This is a genomic window from Pigmentiphaga litoralis (assembly GCF_014651835.1).
Taxonomy (GTDB): domain Bacteria; phylum Pseudomonadota; class Gammaproteobacteria; order Burkholderiales; family Burkholderiaceae_B; genus Pigmentiphaga; species Pigmentiphaga litoralis.
On the sequence record NZ_BMXQ01000002.1, the window covers coordinates 118,654 to 133,423 of the forward strand.

At 65.9% G+C, this 14,770-nt stretch carries 14 protein-coding genes and 1 riboswitch; of the genes, 9 read left to right on the forward strand and 5 right to left on the reverse strand.

What is annotated here, in order from left to right:
• Positions 1–136: 136 nt before the first annotated feature.
• Positions 137–1,060, forward strand: coding sequence for a LysR family transcriptional regulator (locus IE116_RS19065; RefSeq protein ID WP_189614856.1), 924 nt, complete (start codon positions 137–139; stop codon positions 1,058–1,060).
• Here the strand turns inward: IE116_RS19065 and IE116_RS19070 are convergent.
• Together IE116_RS19070 and IE116_RS19075 are read right to left on the reverse strand one after the other, a co-directional pair.
• Positions 1,048–2,142: an anhydro-N-acetylmuramic acid kinase gene (locus tag IE116_RS19070; protein WP_229828766.1), complete on the reverse strand. Its 1,095-nt coding sequence runs from the start codon at positions 2,140–2,142 to the stop codon at positions 1,048–1,050. The two genes, IE116_RS19065 and IE116_RS19070, sit on opposite strands and share 13 nt — an antisense overlap.
• A gap of 35 nt (positions 2,143–2,177) precedes the next feature.
• Positions 2,178–3,593 carry a M23 family metallopeptidase gene (locus tag IE116_RS19075; RefSeq protein WP_189614858.1) on the reverse strand — a complete coding sequence of 472 codons (1,416 nt, stop codon included), beginning with the start codon at positions 3,591–3,593 and terminating at the stop codon, positions 2,178–2,180.
• Between the two features lie 292 nt (positions 3,594–3,885).
• On the opposite strand from IE116_RS19075, the gene tyrS reads away from it, so the two are divergent.
• The 3 genes from tyrS to IE116_RS19090 all read left to right on the forward strand — a co-directional run bounded on the left by tyrS (position 3,886) and on the right by IE116_RS19090 (position 6,761).
• Positions 3,886–5,154 carry a tyrosine--tRNA ligase gene (gene tyrS, locus IE116_RS19080; protein ID WP_189614859.1) on the forward strand — a complete coding sequence of 423 codons (1,269 nt, stop codon included), beginning with the start codon at positions 3,886–3,888 and terminating at the stop codon, positions 5,152–5,154.
• Between the two features lie 328 nt (positions 5,155–5,482).
• Positions 5,483–6,130 carry a YbhB/YbcL family Raf kinase inhibitor-like protein gene (locus tag IE116_RS19085; protein WP_189614860.1) on the forward strand — a complete coding sequence of 216 codons (648 nt, stop codon included), beginning with the start codon at positions 5,483–5,485 and terminating at the stop codon, positions 6,128–6,130.
• Positions 6,123–6,761: a histidine phosphatase family protein gene (locus tag IE116_RS19090; protein WP_189614861.1), complete on the forward strand. Its 639-nt coding sequence runs from the start codon at positions 6,123–6,125 to the stop codon at positions 6,759–6,761. The genes IE116_RS19085 and IE116_RS19090 overlap by 8 nt, the downstream gene beginning before the upstream one ends.
• Positions 6,762–6,844: 83 nt before the next feature.
• Here IE116_RS19090 and IE116_RS19095 read toward each other — a convergent pair whose 3' ends face one another.
• Positions 6,845–7,840 carry a tripartite tricarboxylate transporter substrate binding protein gene (locus IE116_RS19095; protein WP_189614862.1) on the reverse strand — a complete coding sequence of 332 codons (996 nt, stop codon included), beginning with the start codon at positions 7,838–7,840 and terminating at the stop codon, positions 6,845–6,847.
• Between the two features lie 112 nt (positions 7,841–7,952).
• A complete protein-coding gene (locus IE116_RS19100) occupies positions 7,953–8,699 on the reverse strand; it encodes a GntR family transcriptional regulator (protein ID WP_189614863.1) in 747 nt (248 codons plus the stop codon).
• A gap of 77 nt (positions 8,700–8,776) precedes the next feature.
• Here IE116_RS19100 and IE116_RS19105 point away from each other — a divergent pair, with 77 nt between their 5' ends.
• The 5 genes from IE116_RS19105 (at position 8,777) to IE116_RS19125 (ending at position 13,801) form a co-directional block, all read left to right on the forward strand.
• Positions 8,777–9,607: an amidohydrolase family protein gene (locus IE116_RS19105; RefSeq protein ID WP_189614864.1), complete on the forward strand. Its 831-nt coding sequence runs from the start codon at positions 8,777–8,779 to the stop codon at positions 9,605–9,607.
• Between the two features lie 149 nt (positions 9,608–9,756).
• Positions 9,757–9,907: riboswitch (ZMP/ZTP riboswitch) on the forward strand.
• Between the two features lie 154 nt (positions 9,908–10,061).
• A complete protein-coding gene (glyA, locus tag IE116_RS19110) occupies positions 10,062–11,306 on the forward strand; it encodes a serine hydroxymethyltransferase (RefSeq protein ID WP_189614865.1) in 1,245 nt (414 codons plus the stop codon).
• 31 nt (positions 11,307–11,337) lie between these two features.
• A complete protein-coding gene (gene nrdR, locus IE116_RS19115; RefSeq protein WP_189614866.1) occupies positions 11,338–11,877 on the forward strand; it encodes a transcriptional regulator NrdR in 540 nt (179 codons plus the stop codon).
• Positions 11,874–13,028, forward strand: a complete 1,155-nt coding sequence (ribD, locus tag IE116_RS19120) for a bifunctional diaminohydroxyphosphoribosylaminopyrimidine deaminase/5-amino-6-(5-phosphoribosylamino)uracil reductase RibD (RefSeq protein ID WP_229828548.1) — start codon at positions 11,874–11,876, stop codon at positions 13,026–13,028. Before nrdR ends, ribD begins: the two co-directional genes overlap by 4 nt.
• Positions 13,029–13,159: 131 nt before the next feature.
• Entirely contained in the window at positions 13,160–13,801 is a 642-nt protein-coding gene (locus IE116_RS19125; RefSeq protein WP_189614867.1) for a riboflavin synthase, read from the forward strand.
• A gap of 24 nt (positions 13,802–13,825) precedes the next feature.
• Here IE116_RS19125 and IE116_RS19130 read toward each other — a convergent pair whose 3' ends face one another.
• On the reverse strand, positions 13,826–14,737 hold the full coding sequence (locus IE116_RS19130) for a LysR family transcriptional regulator (RefSeq protein ID WP_189614868.1): 912 nt from the start codon (positions 14,735–14,737) through the stop codon (positions 13,826–13,828).
• Positions 14,738–14,770 lie beyond the last annotated feature (33 nt).

The following is a 14,770-nucleotide window of genomic DNA, read 5'->3' on the forward strand; positions in this document are numbered from 1 at the left end:
GTTGCGAGTCGGTATAGGAGGTTGTCCGCCAGCCATCACTGGTGGCGATGGGCGGACGCTGCATTGTGATGTTCCTGTTCCCGCTGCAGTAGTACCATCCGGGGGCGAGCTGTGTCGCGCAAACAGGAACGCCAGCATGGACATCGAAGAACTCAGGACATTCGTGGAAGTGGCGGATGCGGGCGGCATTTCGCCCGGGGCGCTGCGACTCGGCGTGTCGAAGTCGATCGTCAGCCGCCGCCTGGTGCGTCTGGAAGCGGAGCTGGGCGTGCAGTTGCTGGTGCGCACTACCCGGGGCGCGGCGCTGACCGAAGCCGGCACGACCTTTCGGGACTACGCAGCCAGGGTGTGCGCCGACATCGACACCGGCAAGGAAGCGATCCTGCCCACCGGCCCCTTGCGAGGGCGCCTGCGCATCTCTGCGCCCATGTCGTTCGGCCCGAATCATTTCGCGCCGGCCCTGGCGGAGATGGCGCGGCGCCATCCCCAACTCGACATGCAGACCTGCTACAGCGACCGCTTCGTCGACCTCATTGCGGAGGGCTACGATTGCGCGATCCGGGTCGGCTATCTTGCCGACTCCAACCTGATTGCGCGACGTGTCGGCCCGGTCTATGGGCAGCTGGTGGCCAGCCCGGAGTATGTGAAGGTGCACGGCAGTCCGCAGACGCCAGACGAGCTGCTTGCGCACCAGGTGCTCACGAAAGGCGCGGAAGTGTGGCAGCTGACCGACGGCGACAAGATCATCGCGGTGCGTCCGCAAGGGCGTTTCAAATCGGATAGCGGCGTTGCGCTGGTCGCGGCCGCGGTGGCGGGGCTGGGGATCGCGTACCTGCCCGATTGCCTGACGTACGAGCAACTGGCGTCGGGCGCGCTTGTGCCTGTCCTGGCCGCGTATCCGCCGCCGCCGGCGGGCGCCTATGTGGTCAGGCCGCCCGGCCAGCACCCGGCTCGAAAAATACGCGCGTTGATCGATCTGCTGATCGAGTATTGCGACGGCTCGACCCACCCGCCGTACCGCGTCCCGGCCGGGGCCGTGACGCAGGATCAGGCCGGGTAGTAGGCCCCCAGGATCCTTTCACCCCGCGCGCCTGTGACGGCGGGCAGGTTTGCGGTCTGCCCCTGCACGTGGCGGGCCGCCAGCCACGCGAAAGCAAGCGCTTCCACCTGCTGTGGCGGGATGCCCAGGGCATCGGTGGACTGCACGGGCCGGCCCAGGCAATGGGCCAGATCGGCCATGAGGCCGTCGTTGCGCGCGCCGCCGCCACACACCCACACTTCGGTCGTGCTGGCGACGCGGCCCTGAAGGGCGTCGGCGACGGTCTGCGCGGTCAGCCGCTGCAAGGTCGCCTGGACGTCGGCCGGAAGCAGCGGATCAACGGCGCCTTGCGCCACCTGCCAGGCTGCCAGACGTTTGTCGAGCCAGTCGGCATGAAACAAATCGCGCCCGGTGGACTTGGGCGGTGGCAGGGCCAGCCAGGGCTCGCTGGCGACGAGATGCGCCAGCAGGGTGTCAGACACCTTGCCGGACGCCGCAAACGCGCCCTGGGCGTCGTAGGGCTGCCCGGCGTGCCGCGCGCACCAGAGATCCAGCAGCAGGTTGGCCGGGCCAGTGTCAAAACCGGTCACCGGGCTGTCCGGCTGGAGTAGCGTGACGTTGGCGATGCCGCCCAGGTTCAGGATGACGCGGGGCGTGTCGGTGCCGAAGCAGGCCGCATGGAAGGCGGGTACCAAAGGCGCGCCCTGGCCGCCCGCCGCCACATCGCGACTGCGAAAATCCGCCACGACCGGAATGCCGGTGGCCTCGGCCAGCCGCGCCGGGGCATTGAGCTGCAGGGTGTAGCCCAGTTCGGGACGGTGCCGCACCGTCTGGCCGTGGGCACCCACGGCACGCACGGCTGACGCCCCCAGGCCTGCAGCCTTCAGCGCGGCATTGACCACATCGGCATACACATCTGCCAGCGCCACGGCCGCCTGGGCGGCCCGATCGAGTTCATCGGGGCCAGGGGCGTTCAGCGCAAGCAGGGTGTCGCGCAGTCCGGCCGGAAAGGGCTGGTCGGCATGCGCGAGCACGACGGGCGGGCCGTCAGGCGGGCAACGGGCCAGGACGCCATCGACGCCATCCAGGCTGGTCCCCGACATCAGACCGATGTAGAGATCCGAGGTCGAGTCCGTGCTCACTTGGCCGCGACAGGCAGGCCGGGGCCGGCCGGGCCGTTCAGCTTGGCCAGCAGTTCGATCTGGTGGTGCAGCGGCTCGGTGTAGCTGCGAAACAGCGCCAGGCTCTTGGCGCTCAGGTCGGGCGCGCCGGGCAGGGCCACGGTCAGCGGATCGACCGCGTTGCCGGCGATCTTGAACTCATAGTGCAGATGCGGTCCGGTGGCCCAGCCGGTCGAACCGACCTTGCCGATGAAATCGCCCTGCTGCACGCGCTGGCCCTTCTTCAGGCCGGGCGCAAAGGCGCTCATGTGACCGTACAGGGTGGAATACTGGCCGCTGTGGCGCAGCACGACCACGTTGCCATAGCCGTTCTGCGTGCCGATGAAATCGACCACGCCGTCGGCGGTGCTGCGGATCGGCGTGCCGGTCGGTGCGCCGTAGTCCACGCCCTTGTGCTCGCGCCAGGTCTTCAGGATCGGATGGAAGCGGCGCGAGAACCCGGAGGTCACGCGCGTGAATTCCATGGGCGAGCGCAGGAAGGCCTTGCGCAGGCTCTTGCCGGCAAACGTATAGTAGCCGCCGGCTGCGCCGGGCTGCTGATCGAACCAGATGGCTTCGTGGGATTCGCCCTTGTTGACGAATTCCAGCGCCAGCACCTTGCCGGCGCGTACATAGTTGCCCTGGTGGGTATAGGTTTCGTAGGCCACATTGAAGTGGTCGCCGCGGCGCAGGTCGCGGTGAAAATCGATGCCGCCCGACAGAATTTCGGCGATCTGGGTGGCGACCGAGTCGGGAATGTCGGCAGCATCGGTCGCGCCGAACAGCGAGCTCAGGATCTCGCCATGCGCCATGCGCACATGGCGTTCGGTGTCGAACTGGACCTCGCGGGCGTTCAGGCCGGCGGCCGTGCGCTCCACTTGCAGCATCTTCGAGACGACCTTGCCGTCGGCATCGGCACCCGGGGTGTGGAGGTATCGCAGCCAGCGGACCTGGCCCAGCACGTCGGTCGACGCCTGGATGGTGCGGCCTGGCACCAGTTGATAGAAACCTTTGGCGTCGGGCGACGTCCGCAGGAATTTCTCGACTTCCGGGTCGTCCACGCCCAGGCGGTTCAGCAGCGACGCCATCGAGTCGCCCCGCTGGATCCGTTCTTCGCGGATGAAATCGGCCGGCGCGGCGGCTTCGTCGCGCAGCACCTGATCGGCCAGGTCGGGCAGCAGCAGGGCCTGCGTGACACGGGTGGTGGGCGGCAGGGCTTCGTCGGGCGACAGCGGAGCAACGCCGATGGCGGCTGCGGTAGCAAAGACGCCGACAGCGCCCACGCCGATCAGAATGCGCTTCTTGATCGGAGCGACGGTAGGTTGTGCGGTAGTGCCGGGAGAGGTGATGCGGGTGATGGCGGTGCGCACGGCGTGCGCGATACGGCTGAGCATTGCGTGAGCAACGCCTGAAAACTTAGGATTCATGCGTCCTGGCCCCAAGAGACGGTTGGGCTAGAATTTGCTTCGAAGTGCGGGTTCGAAACGCGGCGGGTTCCGGCTGCAGCACACGCATCTTCGCGTCGAACGCCCAGGGCACCGACGCAATCAGGACTGCGCGCGCACCAATTGAACCCGTATATGTAACAACGATGTTTCAACCGGAACGCGCCGAGTATATATAACTCACGCTGGCGTGCCAACACGCCCTCCTTACCATTTACATCTCTTCCCCCAGACGGCTGAAATGACTGACTCCACCTTACCGGTTTCTCCGACCCCTTCCACCGCCGCTGCGGCGGCCTATCCGATCACCCCCGAGGTCGAACGCGACCTGGTGATCGTGAAGCGGGGCTGTGACGAACTGCTGGTGGAATCCGAGTTCGCCCGCAAGCTGGCCCGCAGCCGCGCAACCGGCGTGCCCCTGCGGATCAAGCTGGGCCTGGACCCCACCGCGCCCGATATCCACCTGGGTCACACGGTGGTGCTGAACAAGATGCGCCAGCTGCAGGAACTCGGTCACACCGTGATCTTCCTGATCGGCGACTTCACGTCCATGATCGGTGACCCCAGCGGCCGCAACGCCACCCGGCCGCCCCTTACGCGCGAGCAGATCGCCGTCAATGCGGAAACCTACTATCAGCAGGCCAGCCTGGTGCTGGACCCCGCCAAGACCGAAGTCCGCTACAACTCGGAATGGTGCGACCCCCTGGGCGCGCGCGGCATGATCCAGCTCGCGTCGCGCTACACCGTGGCTCGCATGCTCGAGCGTGAAGACTTCACCAAGCGCTACAAGGGCGGCGTGCCGATTTCGGTGCACGAATTCCTGTACCCGCTCATGCAGGGCTACGACTCGGTCGCCCTGAAGTCCGATCTGGAACTGGGCGGCACCGACCAGAAGTTCAATCTGCTGGTCGGCCGGGAACTGCAGAAGGAATACGGGCAAGAGCCGCAGTGCGTGCTGACGATGCCGCTGCTCGAAGGGACCGACGGCGTCGAAAAGATGTCCAAGTCCAAGAACAACTACATCGGCATTTCGGAAACGCCGGAGTCCATGTTCGGCAAGCTCATGTCGATTTCCGACGTGATGATGTGGAAATACTTCACCCTGCTGTCGTTCAAGTCGCTCGAAGAGATCGCCGCGCTCAGGCAGGAAACCGAAAACGGCCGCAATCCGCGCGACGTGAAAGTGCTGCTGGCGCAGGAAATCGTGGCGCGCTTCCACAGCCAGGCGGCGGCCGAGCAGGCCTGGACCGACTTCGTTGCGCGCACCAAGAACAAGGAGATCCCGGACAACCTGCCGGAAGTCGCTCTGACGGGCGCGCCGATGGGCATCCTGCAGGTGCTGCGCGAGGCCAGCCTGTGCACGTCGTCGTCCGACGCGCAGCGCAATGTGGAGCAGGGCGGTGTGCGGGTGGATGGCAACAAGGTCGAGGACAAGGGCCTGAAGCTGGACGCCGGCACCTATGTCCTGCAGGTCGGGAAGCGCAAGTTCGCGCGCGTGACGCTGGCCTGATCGTCAATCCGGGCACTGCGGCTAGGTCACGCCGCAGAGCAGCACGACCTGCAAGCACCTGTCAGATCTGACAGGTTGCCGTGCGTTGGACGCGCAAAGTGTCGCGCTGCCGAGACAGGGAGTACACCCAGGTGCGTGCTATCGTCGAAGACGTCCCAGGGCTTTCCTGTAGCCGGAACACGTGGTTCTTCAAGTTCGGCGCGCTCACGAGCGTGGCTCGCGTTCCAGGGTGTAAAAGCGCTGCTGCGCCGCGCGATTTGCTGCGGTGCATGGTGAATAATAGGACCTGGCACGCCAATCTCGACCTCACCTCATAAGGAGCAGCGCGATGAAGATCTGGAGCAACTCATTCGCGGACGGACAGCCGATTCCCCCGCGCTATGCGTTCGGGAAGATCGATCCCAAGACTCAGGTGACGCTCTCCGACAACCTGAACCCGCAGCTCGGGTGGAGCGATGTGCCGATGGGCACGCAGTCCTTCGTGCTGCTTTGCCATGACTATGACGTTCCAAGCGTGGGCGACACGGTCAACCAGTCGGGCGTCGAAGTGCCGGCCGACCTGCCCCGCGTCGATTTCTTCCACTGGGTCCTGGTGGACCTGCCGGCGGACCTGCGCGACATCGACGAAGCCGCCTTCAGCAGTGGCGTGACGCCACGCGGCAAGAGCCCGGCAACGCCGTTCGGCGCGCGCCAGGGCATCAACGACTACACGATCTGGTTTTCGGCCGATCACGACATGGACGGCGACTACTACGGTTACGACGGTCCTTGCCCACCGTGGAATGACGCGCTGGTGCATCACTACGTGTTCACGCTGTACGCACTGGACATTCCGGTATTGCCGGTCGAAGGCAATTTTACGGGGGCCGATGTCCGCCGGGCGATCGAGAAGCACGTGATCGACCAGGCTGCCATCACCGGCACCTACACCCTGAACCCGGCCTTGGCGCCGAAGCAGATCGCAGCTGATGACTGAACTCTGGCTCATACGCCACGGCGTGACCGAATGGAATCGCGCGCATCGTGTGCAAGGCATGCTGAACATCGCCCTGGCTGAAGAAGGCTTTCGCCAGGCGGAGCAGCTGGCTGCGCACTTTCGCGAGGTGCCGCCGCAGGCGCATGCCAGCTATACCAGTGACCTGGACCGCGCGCACGACACGGCCCGGCCGGGCACCGCCCAGCTCGGCCTGCCATTGACCGTCGAGCCCGGATTGCGCGAACGCAAGTACGGCGTGTTCGAAGGGCTGAGCTTTCCGGAACTGGCCGAACGCTTTCCCGAGGCGGCCGACGCGGTGCATCACCGTCGTCCGGATTACGACATGATGGGCGGCGAATCGCTGCGGCAGTTCCAGCAGCGGGTGGTCAGCACGCTGACCCGGATTGCCGCGCAGCACCCCGGCCAGCGGGTGCTGGTGTTCACGCACAGCGGCGTGATCGACATGGCCTATCGCTACGCGATGGGTATCCCGGTCGAGGCCGAGCGGCGCCGGTCGGTGCCCAATGCCAGCATCAACCGGCTGGAGATCGACGGCGAACACTGGCGGGTGCTGGGCTGGGGCGACGTATCGCACCTGGCAAATGCGCCGGTGGAAATCCACACCGCCTGATTGCTGCGGGCGGGACAAAAAAAACGGATGGGCGGGGTTCCGCGCCATCCGTTTTTTTCGTCTGTTCGCAACGCGCGACCGTATCAGTCCAGCTGGATGTTTGCCGCCTTGATCACGCCATCCCACCGCTGCATTTCCGCGCCGATGAACGTCTTGGCCTGGGCCGGCGACATGGCATCCACCCGGCCGCCCAGCTCTTCGATCTGCTTGGTGACTTCGGGCGAACGCAGCGTCTGCGCGATGGCGTCCGACATCTTGGCGACGATGTCGGCAGGCGTGCCGGCCGGGGCCAGCACCGGGTTCCATTCATACACCTCGTAGTCCGGCACGCCGGATTCGATCAGGGTCGGCACTTGCGGCAGCGCGCCGACACGGGTGGCGCCGGTCACGGCCAGCGCGCGCAGCTTGCCCGACTTTACGTGCTGCAGCCCCGATGCGGTATTGGCAAAAAAGATCGGCACCTGGCCGGCCATCACGTCGGTCATGGCCGGGCCACCGCCCTTGTACGGAACGTGCAGCAGTTCAAGCTTGAGGCGCTGCGCGAACAGCGCGCCGGCCAGGTGCTGCGCCGACCCGTTGCCCGACGACGCATAGGCGAGCGATTCGGGCTTGGTGCGGATCGCCTGGATCAGTTCCTGCACGTTCTTCTGCGGCAGGTTGGGCGTGACGACCAGCATGTTCGGGAAGCGGGCCAGTACCGAGACCGGCGTGAAATCGCGCGCGGTGTCGTACGGCAACTTCTTGAACAGCGACGGGTTGGTCGAGAACGACGCGGCGTCGACCATGAAGGTGTAGCCGTCAGGCGCGCTGCGGGCCACGTTGGCGGCGGCGATCTGGCCGCTGCCACCTGGACGGTTTTCCACGACTACGGTCTGGCCCAGGATCTGGCCGACCTTGGGCGCGATCAGGCGCGCCATGGTGTCCGCACCGCCGCCGGGGGCGTAGGTCACGACCAGGCGGATCGGCATGCGGGCAGGCCAGACGGCCTGCTGCGCCACGGCCGGTGCGGCGGCCGCGAACGACACGGCCAGGGCGCCGAGTGCGGTCAGGCGGGGAAGGGAGGTCAGACGGGAAAACATGGTATCTCCTGGTGCGGGCTCTGCGGCCCGCGGTAGTCGGATGAATGGACCGCGTTGCGGTCGTTAGCAGGGTGATGCGGTGAAGGGTGGGCCAGGGTCCGCAGCACGTGCCTTATCGGATCTCGGCCCGGTAGCGGAAGTGGTCGGCATTGCCGATCGTGACGCGAAACTCGATGCGCCGGCCTGCCAGGTCGAAGGCCACGCGTTCGACCCGCAAGGCAGGGTGGCCCACCGGCAAGTCCAGTGTGCGGGCCTGCGCCGCCGACAGACGGTCAACACTGAGCTCGTCGACTGCGCGGTTCACCGTGATGCCCAGCCGTTCGGCATACATGGGATACATCAACGGAGAAAAATCCTTTTTTTCGACATCGAGCAGCGCCTTGAACGGGCCGTGCGGCACCCACAGCGTTTCCAGCAACTGCACCTTGCCGTCCCAGCAGCGCTGGCGCTCGATGCAGATCGCCTGCTCGTCGGCGGCCAGCAGCAACTCGCGTGCGGCCAGCGTCGGTGCTTTCACGGCCCGGACGCTTTTGATGCGGGATTCCGGCACGTCGCCTTCTGCCGAGCCGAAGCGGAAAAAGCGCAGCATGGTCGCGCCCGTCAGGCCGCCGCGCACGAAGGTGCCGCGGCCATGGATGCGTTCCAGCAGACCGTCTTCGACCAGCGACTGGATCGCGCCACGCATGGTGCCCAGCGCCACGCCGTAAAACTCGCTCAGCGCGCTTTCTGCCGGGATGGCTTCGCCGGCTTTCCATTCGCCCGCCAGCACGCGGCCGCGCAGGGCCAGCGCGATGCGCGCCCACAGGGGCTGCGACTGCGTGTACTTATCCGAAGAGGACGAAGAAGGGGATGCGGGCATGACGTCTCGATGTCGGACCGTTATACTCGGTCATTGATAGCTCTAGTCATCTAGAGGACAAAGCATAGGGGCCGGTCATGGCAGTTGTCAAATCTTCGGTGTCGTCGCCTTCCATCGACACCCATTTCCACGTCTTTCCGGCCGACGCCGACGCCGTTCCGGGTGCGCGCTACCGCCCGGCCTACGGCGCCACCTTCGCGCAATGGGAGACGCTGGCCGAGCCCTGTGGCGTCCGTGCGGGCGTGCTGGTGCAACCCAGTTTCCTGGGCGCGGACAATCGTGCCTTGCTCGAGGTGCTGGCCCGCGCGCCGCACATGCGCGGCGTGGTGCAGTTGCTGCCCGACACCCCCCCCGACGTCGTCACGTCCTTGCATGCCGCAGGCGTGCGCGGCGTGCGCTGGAACATGGCCGGCCGCCTGGACGACGCGTCGTGGTCGCACCCGGCCTGGCCCGCGCTGCTTGCGCATGTTGCGTCGCTGGGCTGGCATCTGGAAGTGCACGGCGACGTCGGCGGCTTGCCCGCAGCGCTTGATCGCCTGCCCGACCTGTCATCCACCGGCATTCCGCTCGTGCTCGACCACTTCGGCAAACCCGATCCCGCCCGGGGCCCGTCGTGCGATACCTTCACCGCCGCCATGGCCCTGGCCGACCGGCACCCCCTGTACGTGAAATGCAGCGCCGCCTACCGCCTGCAAGGCCAGGACCCCACCGCCCTGCTGCGCCGGTGGGCATGCCTGCTGGGCACCGACCGCCTGCTGTGGGGATCGGACTGGCCCTGCACGAACTTCGAACAGGTCGCCGATTACCCGGCGCTGCACGCGTTGCCGTCTGCCTGGGCCGACGCGCTCGGGGAGCCCATTCCTTTCGATGCGAATGCACGGAAGGTGTTTTATGACGGAGCGGAATGACCGATCGACTGGTATCCGGCGGGAGCTGACTGCCCCCGCCCGCACCACCCCACCCCAAATCAAGGACTCGGCGGATCTGGCTCCGCCAGTCCGCTCGCTTCGCCCCTGGGGGAGGCGCGAAGCGCCGCGGGGGGGTATAATCTTTTTGCCTTTCCCTGCGTGACTGGCGAATTCTAGGGTCCCCGATTACCGAGGCCACCCTAGGTGGGATCACCACAAGGAAGCGCAGGGTTCTGGCGAGGCAGTGCACGGCATGGTTGGCGTGCGCTCCGCGCCACGCCGTTCGCCTGGGCAGCCGTAGGCAGTTACGACGATCGTTCCGGTCTTGCCGGGTCGCTGTTTCTCTTGAAATTGCGTCTCGCGCCTGTTCGTTACGGTATTCGCATATTCGCGGCTGGCCGGATTCCCCTTGTGTCCCGGTCGGTCCCCTCGTTCTGCACAGGAAGGAACCTACATGTTCGACCGTAAAGTCACCATCGCCCAGATCGACCCCGCCTTGTGGGCCGCCATCGAGCAGGAAAACGAACGCCAGGAACAGCACATCGAGCTGATCGCGTCCGAAAACTACGCCAGCCCCGCTGTCATGCAGGCGCAGGGCACCCAGCTGACCAACAAATACGCCGAAGGCTACCCGGGCAAGCGCTACTACGGCGGTTGCGAGTTCGTCGACATCGTCGAGCAACTGGCCATCGATCGCGTCAAGAAGATCTTTGGCGCCGAAGCCGCCAACGTGCAGCCGAACTCGGGCTCGCAGGCCAACCAGGGCGTGTACATGGCCGTCCTGAAGCCAGGTGACACCGTGCTGGGCATGAGCCTGGCCGAAGGCGGTCACCTGACGCACGGCTCGCCGGTGAATGCCTCGGGCAAGCTGTACAACTTCATCTCCTACGGCCTGAACGCCGAAGAAGAAATCGACTACGAACAGGTCGAACGCCTGGCGCAGGAACACAAGCCCAAGCTGATCGTCGCCGGTGCCTCCGCCTACTCGCTCAAGATCGACTTTGCCCGCTTTGCCGAGATCGCCAAGTCGTGCGGCGCGCTGTTCATGGTCGACATCGCCCACTACGCTGGCCTGGTGGCTGGCGGCGTGTACCCGAACCCCGTGCCGCATGCCGACTTCGTCACGTCGACGACGCACAAGTCGCTGCGCGGTCCGCGCGGCGGCCTGATCCTGTGCAAGGCGCAGCACGAAAAGATCATCAACTCGGCCATCTTCCCGGGCATCCAGGGCGGTCCGCTGGAGCACGTCATCGCCGCCAAGGCCGTGGCCTTCCAGGAAGCGCTGGATCCGTCGTTCCAGGACTACGCCGCCCAGGTCGTGAAGAACGCCCGCGTGCTGGCCGACACCCTGGTCGAACGTGGTCTGCGCATCGTGTCGGGCCGCACCGAAAGCCACGTCATGCTGGTGGACCTGCGTTCCAAGGGCATCAACGGCAAGGAAGCCGAGGCTGCACTGGGCCGCGCGCACATCACGTGCAACAAGAACGCGATCCCGAACGACCCGGAAAAGCCTTTCGTGACCAGCGGCATCCGTCTGGGTACGCCCGCCATGACCACCCGCGGCTTCAAGGAAGCCGAGGCGGAATTGACGGCGCACCTGATCGCGGACGTGCTCGACAATCCGAACGATGAAGCCGTGATCGCGTCCGTGCGCGAACGCGTCAATGCCCTGACCGCGCAGTTCCCGGTCTACGGCTGATCGTTCCCATCGCCCCGCGCCGGACTGACACATGAAGTGCCCCTTCTGTCGTCACGACGACACCCAGGTGGTCGACACCCGGGTGCTCGAAGAAGGCGACGCCATCCGGCGCCGGCGGCGTTGCACGAGCTGTGATCGCCGTTTCACGACCTTCGAGCGGGCCGAACTGCTGATGCCCGCGGTCGTGAAACGCAATGGCAGCCGCACCGAATACGATCCCGCCAAGTTGCGTGGCAGCCTGATGCTGGCGCTGCGCAAACGGGCGGTGAGCGCCGATACCGTGGAACTTGCGATCACGCGTATCGAAGAAGCCCTGATGACCAGTGGCCTGCGCGAAGTGCCCTCGCACCGCGTCGGTGAACTGGTGATGCAAGAGCTCAAGAAGCTCGACAAGATTGCGTACATCCGATTTGCATCGGTGTACAAGAATTTCGAAGATATTGACGAATTCGCCGATGAGGTCCGCGAGATGCAGGGGCCGCCTGCGGTGCCCAAGCCCGGCGCCGGCGCGGCGACGTCAACCCCTCCTACGGCGCCACCCCCTGCGGTGAAACGCTCTTCTGCGGAATGACGACCGCCGTGACGCCCGACCAGGCCGATGACCTGATGTGGATGCGGCGCGCGCTGTCGTTGGCCGAGGGCGTGCTGTACACCACCACCCCCAATCCCCGTGTCGGCTGCGTGATCGTGCAGGGCGGCCGGCTGATCGGCGAGGGCGCCACGCAACCCGTGGGCGGCCCGCATGCCGAGGTCATGGCCTTGCGCGATGCGCAGGCGCGTGGCGAATCGGTGGCGGGCGCGACCGTCTATGTGACGCTGGAGCCCTGCAGCCATTACGGCCGCACGCCGCCCTGCGTCGACGCGCTGGTCGCAGCGGCGCCGGCGCGGGTCGTCATTGCCATGGGCGATCCCAATCCGCAGGTCAACGGACAGGGTCTGGCCCGCTTGAGCGCGGCGGGTATCGCTGTCACGGCAGGCGTCGCGCTGGACGATGCGCTGGCGCTGAACATCGGCTTCATTGCGCGCATGCATCGCGGCACGCCGTGGATGTGGCTGAAGATGGCCGCGTCCCTGGATGGGCGCAGCGCACTGCCCAATGGCGTCTCGCAGTGGATTACCGGGCCCGATGCGCGAGCCGATGGCCATCATTGGCGCGCGCGCAGTTGCGCCGTGCTGACAGGCATTGGCACCGTGCTGGCCGATGATCCGCAAATGACCGTGCGCGCCGTTGGCACGCCGCGCCAGCCGCGCAAGATCCTGCTCGATTCGCGTTTCGAAGTGCCCTTGAACGCCAGGCTGCTCGATGGGGCGCCAACGTGGATTTTCACGGCGCGCGAAGACCCCGCCAAGGCCGCCGTGCTGGCCGATCGCGGCATCGAGGTGATCTGCCTGCCCGATGCGGCAGGCAAGGTCGATCTTGACGCCATGATGCAATGGCTGGGTCGGCACGAGATCAACGAAGTGCATGCCGAGGCCGGCGAAAAATTGAATGGCTCGTTGCTGCGCACCGGCTGCGTCGACGAGCTGCTGCTGTACCTGGCGCCGATGCTGCTGGGCGAAGGTGCCGGGATGGCCAAGCTGCCAGTGCTGACCGGGCTGGACCAGGCGCAGCGCTATCGGTATGCCGACGTGCGGCAGCTGGGTGATGACCTGCGTGTGCGCGCACAGGTCGAGGCGCGCTGGCAGGCGCTGCGCAAGGCGGTTGAAGTCCCGGCGGACTGAGCGCCGTTCGGTATTGCGCGGGAGGCGACCGCGGGCAGTCGATGCCCGCCTGGCTTGGCGCATTGATCCCGGCAGGCCGTTGCCAGACATTCTTTCAGAACACATTCATCAAGCATTCCAGGAGCAGGACCATGTTCACAGGCATCGTTGCAGCAGTCGGACGCGTGACCCGCGTGGCGTCCCAGGGTGGCGACATTGAAGGCGGCGTGCGGCTGGATATCGCGTCGGGCGGCCTTGATCTGACCGACGTGCAACTGGGCGACTCGATCGCCATCCAGGGCGCATGCATGACGGTCGTTGAGTTCGACAACAATCATTTCGTCGTGGACGTCTCGCGCGAAAGCCTGAATCGCACCGTGGGCCTGGATTCAGAAGGCGACGTCAATCTGGAAAAGGCCATGCGACTGGGCGACCGCCTGGGCGGTCACATGGTGTCGGGCCACGTCGATGGGCTGGGCACGGTCATGAAGTTCGAGCCGGTCGGCGAATCGCATGAACTGGTGGTGCGTGTGCCGGCCGAGCTGGCGCGTTTCCTGGCCTACAAGGGGTCGATCACCATCAATGGTGTGAGCCTGACCGTGAACAGCGTGCGCGATCACCAGGCCGGCTGCGACGTGTCGATCAACCTGATTCCGCACACCATTGAAGTCACCACGCTCAAGCACCTGCGCGTCGGCCGCAAGGTCAATGTCGAGATCGACATGATCGCGCGGTACGTCGAACGCATGGCCACGGCGCCAGCAGCGGGGAATGCCGAACCTGCTCAGCATTGAGCGACGGTCAGGCTTGAGCGACGTTCAGGCTTCCCAGGGGGGCACCGGACCCAGCTCGCTCCTGAGCCATTCCAGCAGCACCTGCACCCGCCGCAAGCCTGTCTTGCGCGCGGGGACCTGCGCCTTCAGCCAGGTGGACTGCAACGCAAAATCTTCCAGCACTTCGATCAGCATGCCCTCGGCCATGGCCTGCCGCGCCACGTAGGACGGCAGGATGGCGATGCCTGTGCCTGCACACGCCGCCGAGTACAGCATGTGGTTGTCGTTCGATGACAGGGTGACGGGCACGTCCACGCTGACCGGGCCGCGCGCGCCTTCGAAGCGCCAGGTGTTGCCGGTGGGACTGAAGACCAGGCAAGGATGGTCGAGCAGGTCACGAGGATGGGCGGGCCGGCCCTTTGCGGTCAGGTCTGTCGCGGCCAGGTAGTCGGGCGCGGCGCACAGCACCTGCCGCAGCCGGCATAGCGGCTCATCAACGACGCCGTCGTAGGCGCCCGCGCGGCCGCCAATGGCAATGTCGTAGTTCTCTTCGATCGGATTGACGGACCGGTCCACCAGCATCACGTCCAGCGTGATGGCCGGATAGGCCTTCTTGAAGCGCGCCAGGATATCGGCCAGGTACAGCACCGTGACCGACGTTGGCGCCTTGAGCCGCACATGACCTTCGACCGCGCCTGCGTCCTGCTCGAAGCTGCGCACAATGCCGTCGAACTGCGCCAGCAGCGCACTGGCTTTGGGCAGGAAACGCTGGCCCGCCTCGGTCAGCGTGACCTTGCGGGTCGACCGCTGGAACAGCGTCACCCCCAGCGTCCATTCCAGATGATTGATGCGTTTCGCAACGACCGACGGCACCACGCTGAGCTCGCGCGCGGCCTCGGAAAAGTTGCCGAGCTTGACCGTTGCAAGGAAAGCCCTGAGGTTGCCCAGCGTGTCCATGAAGCCGCCTCGACCTGTTCAAAATCGCGATAG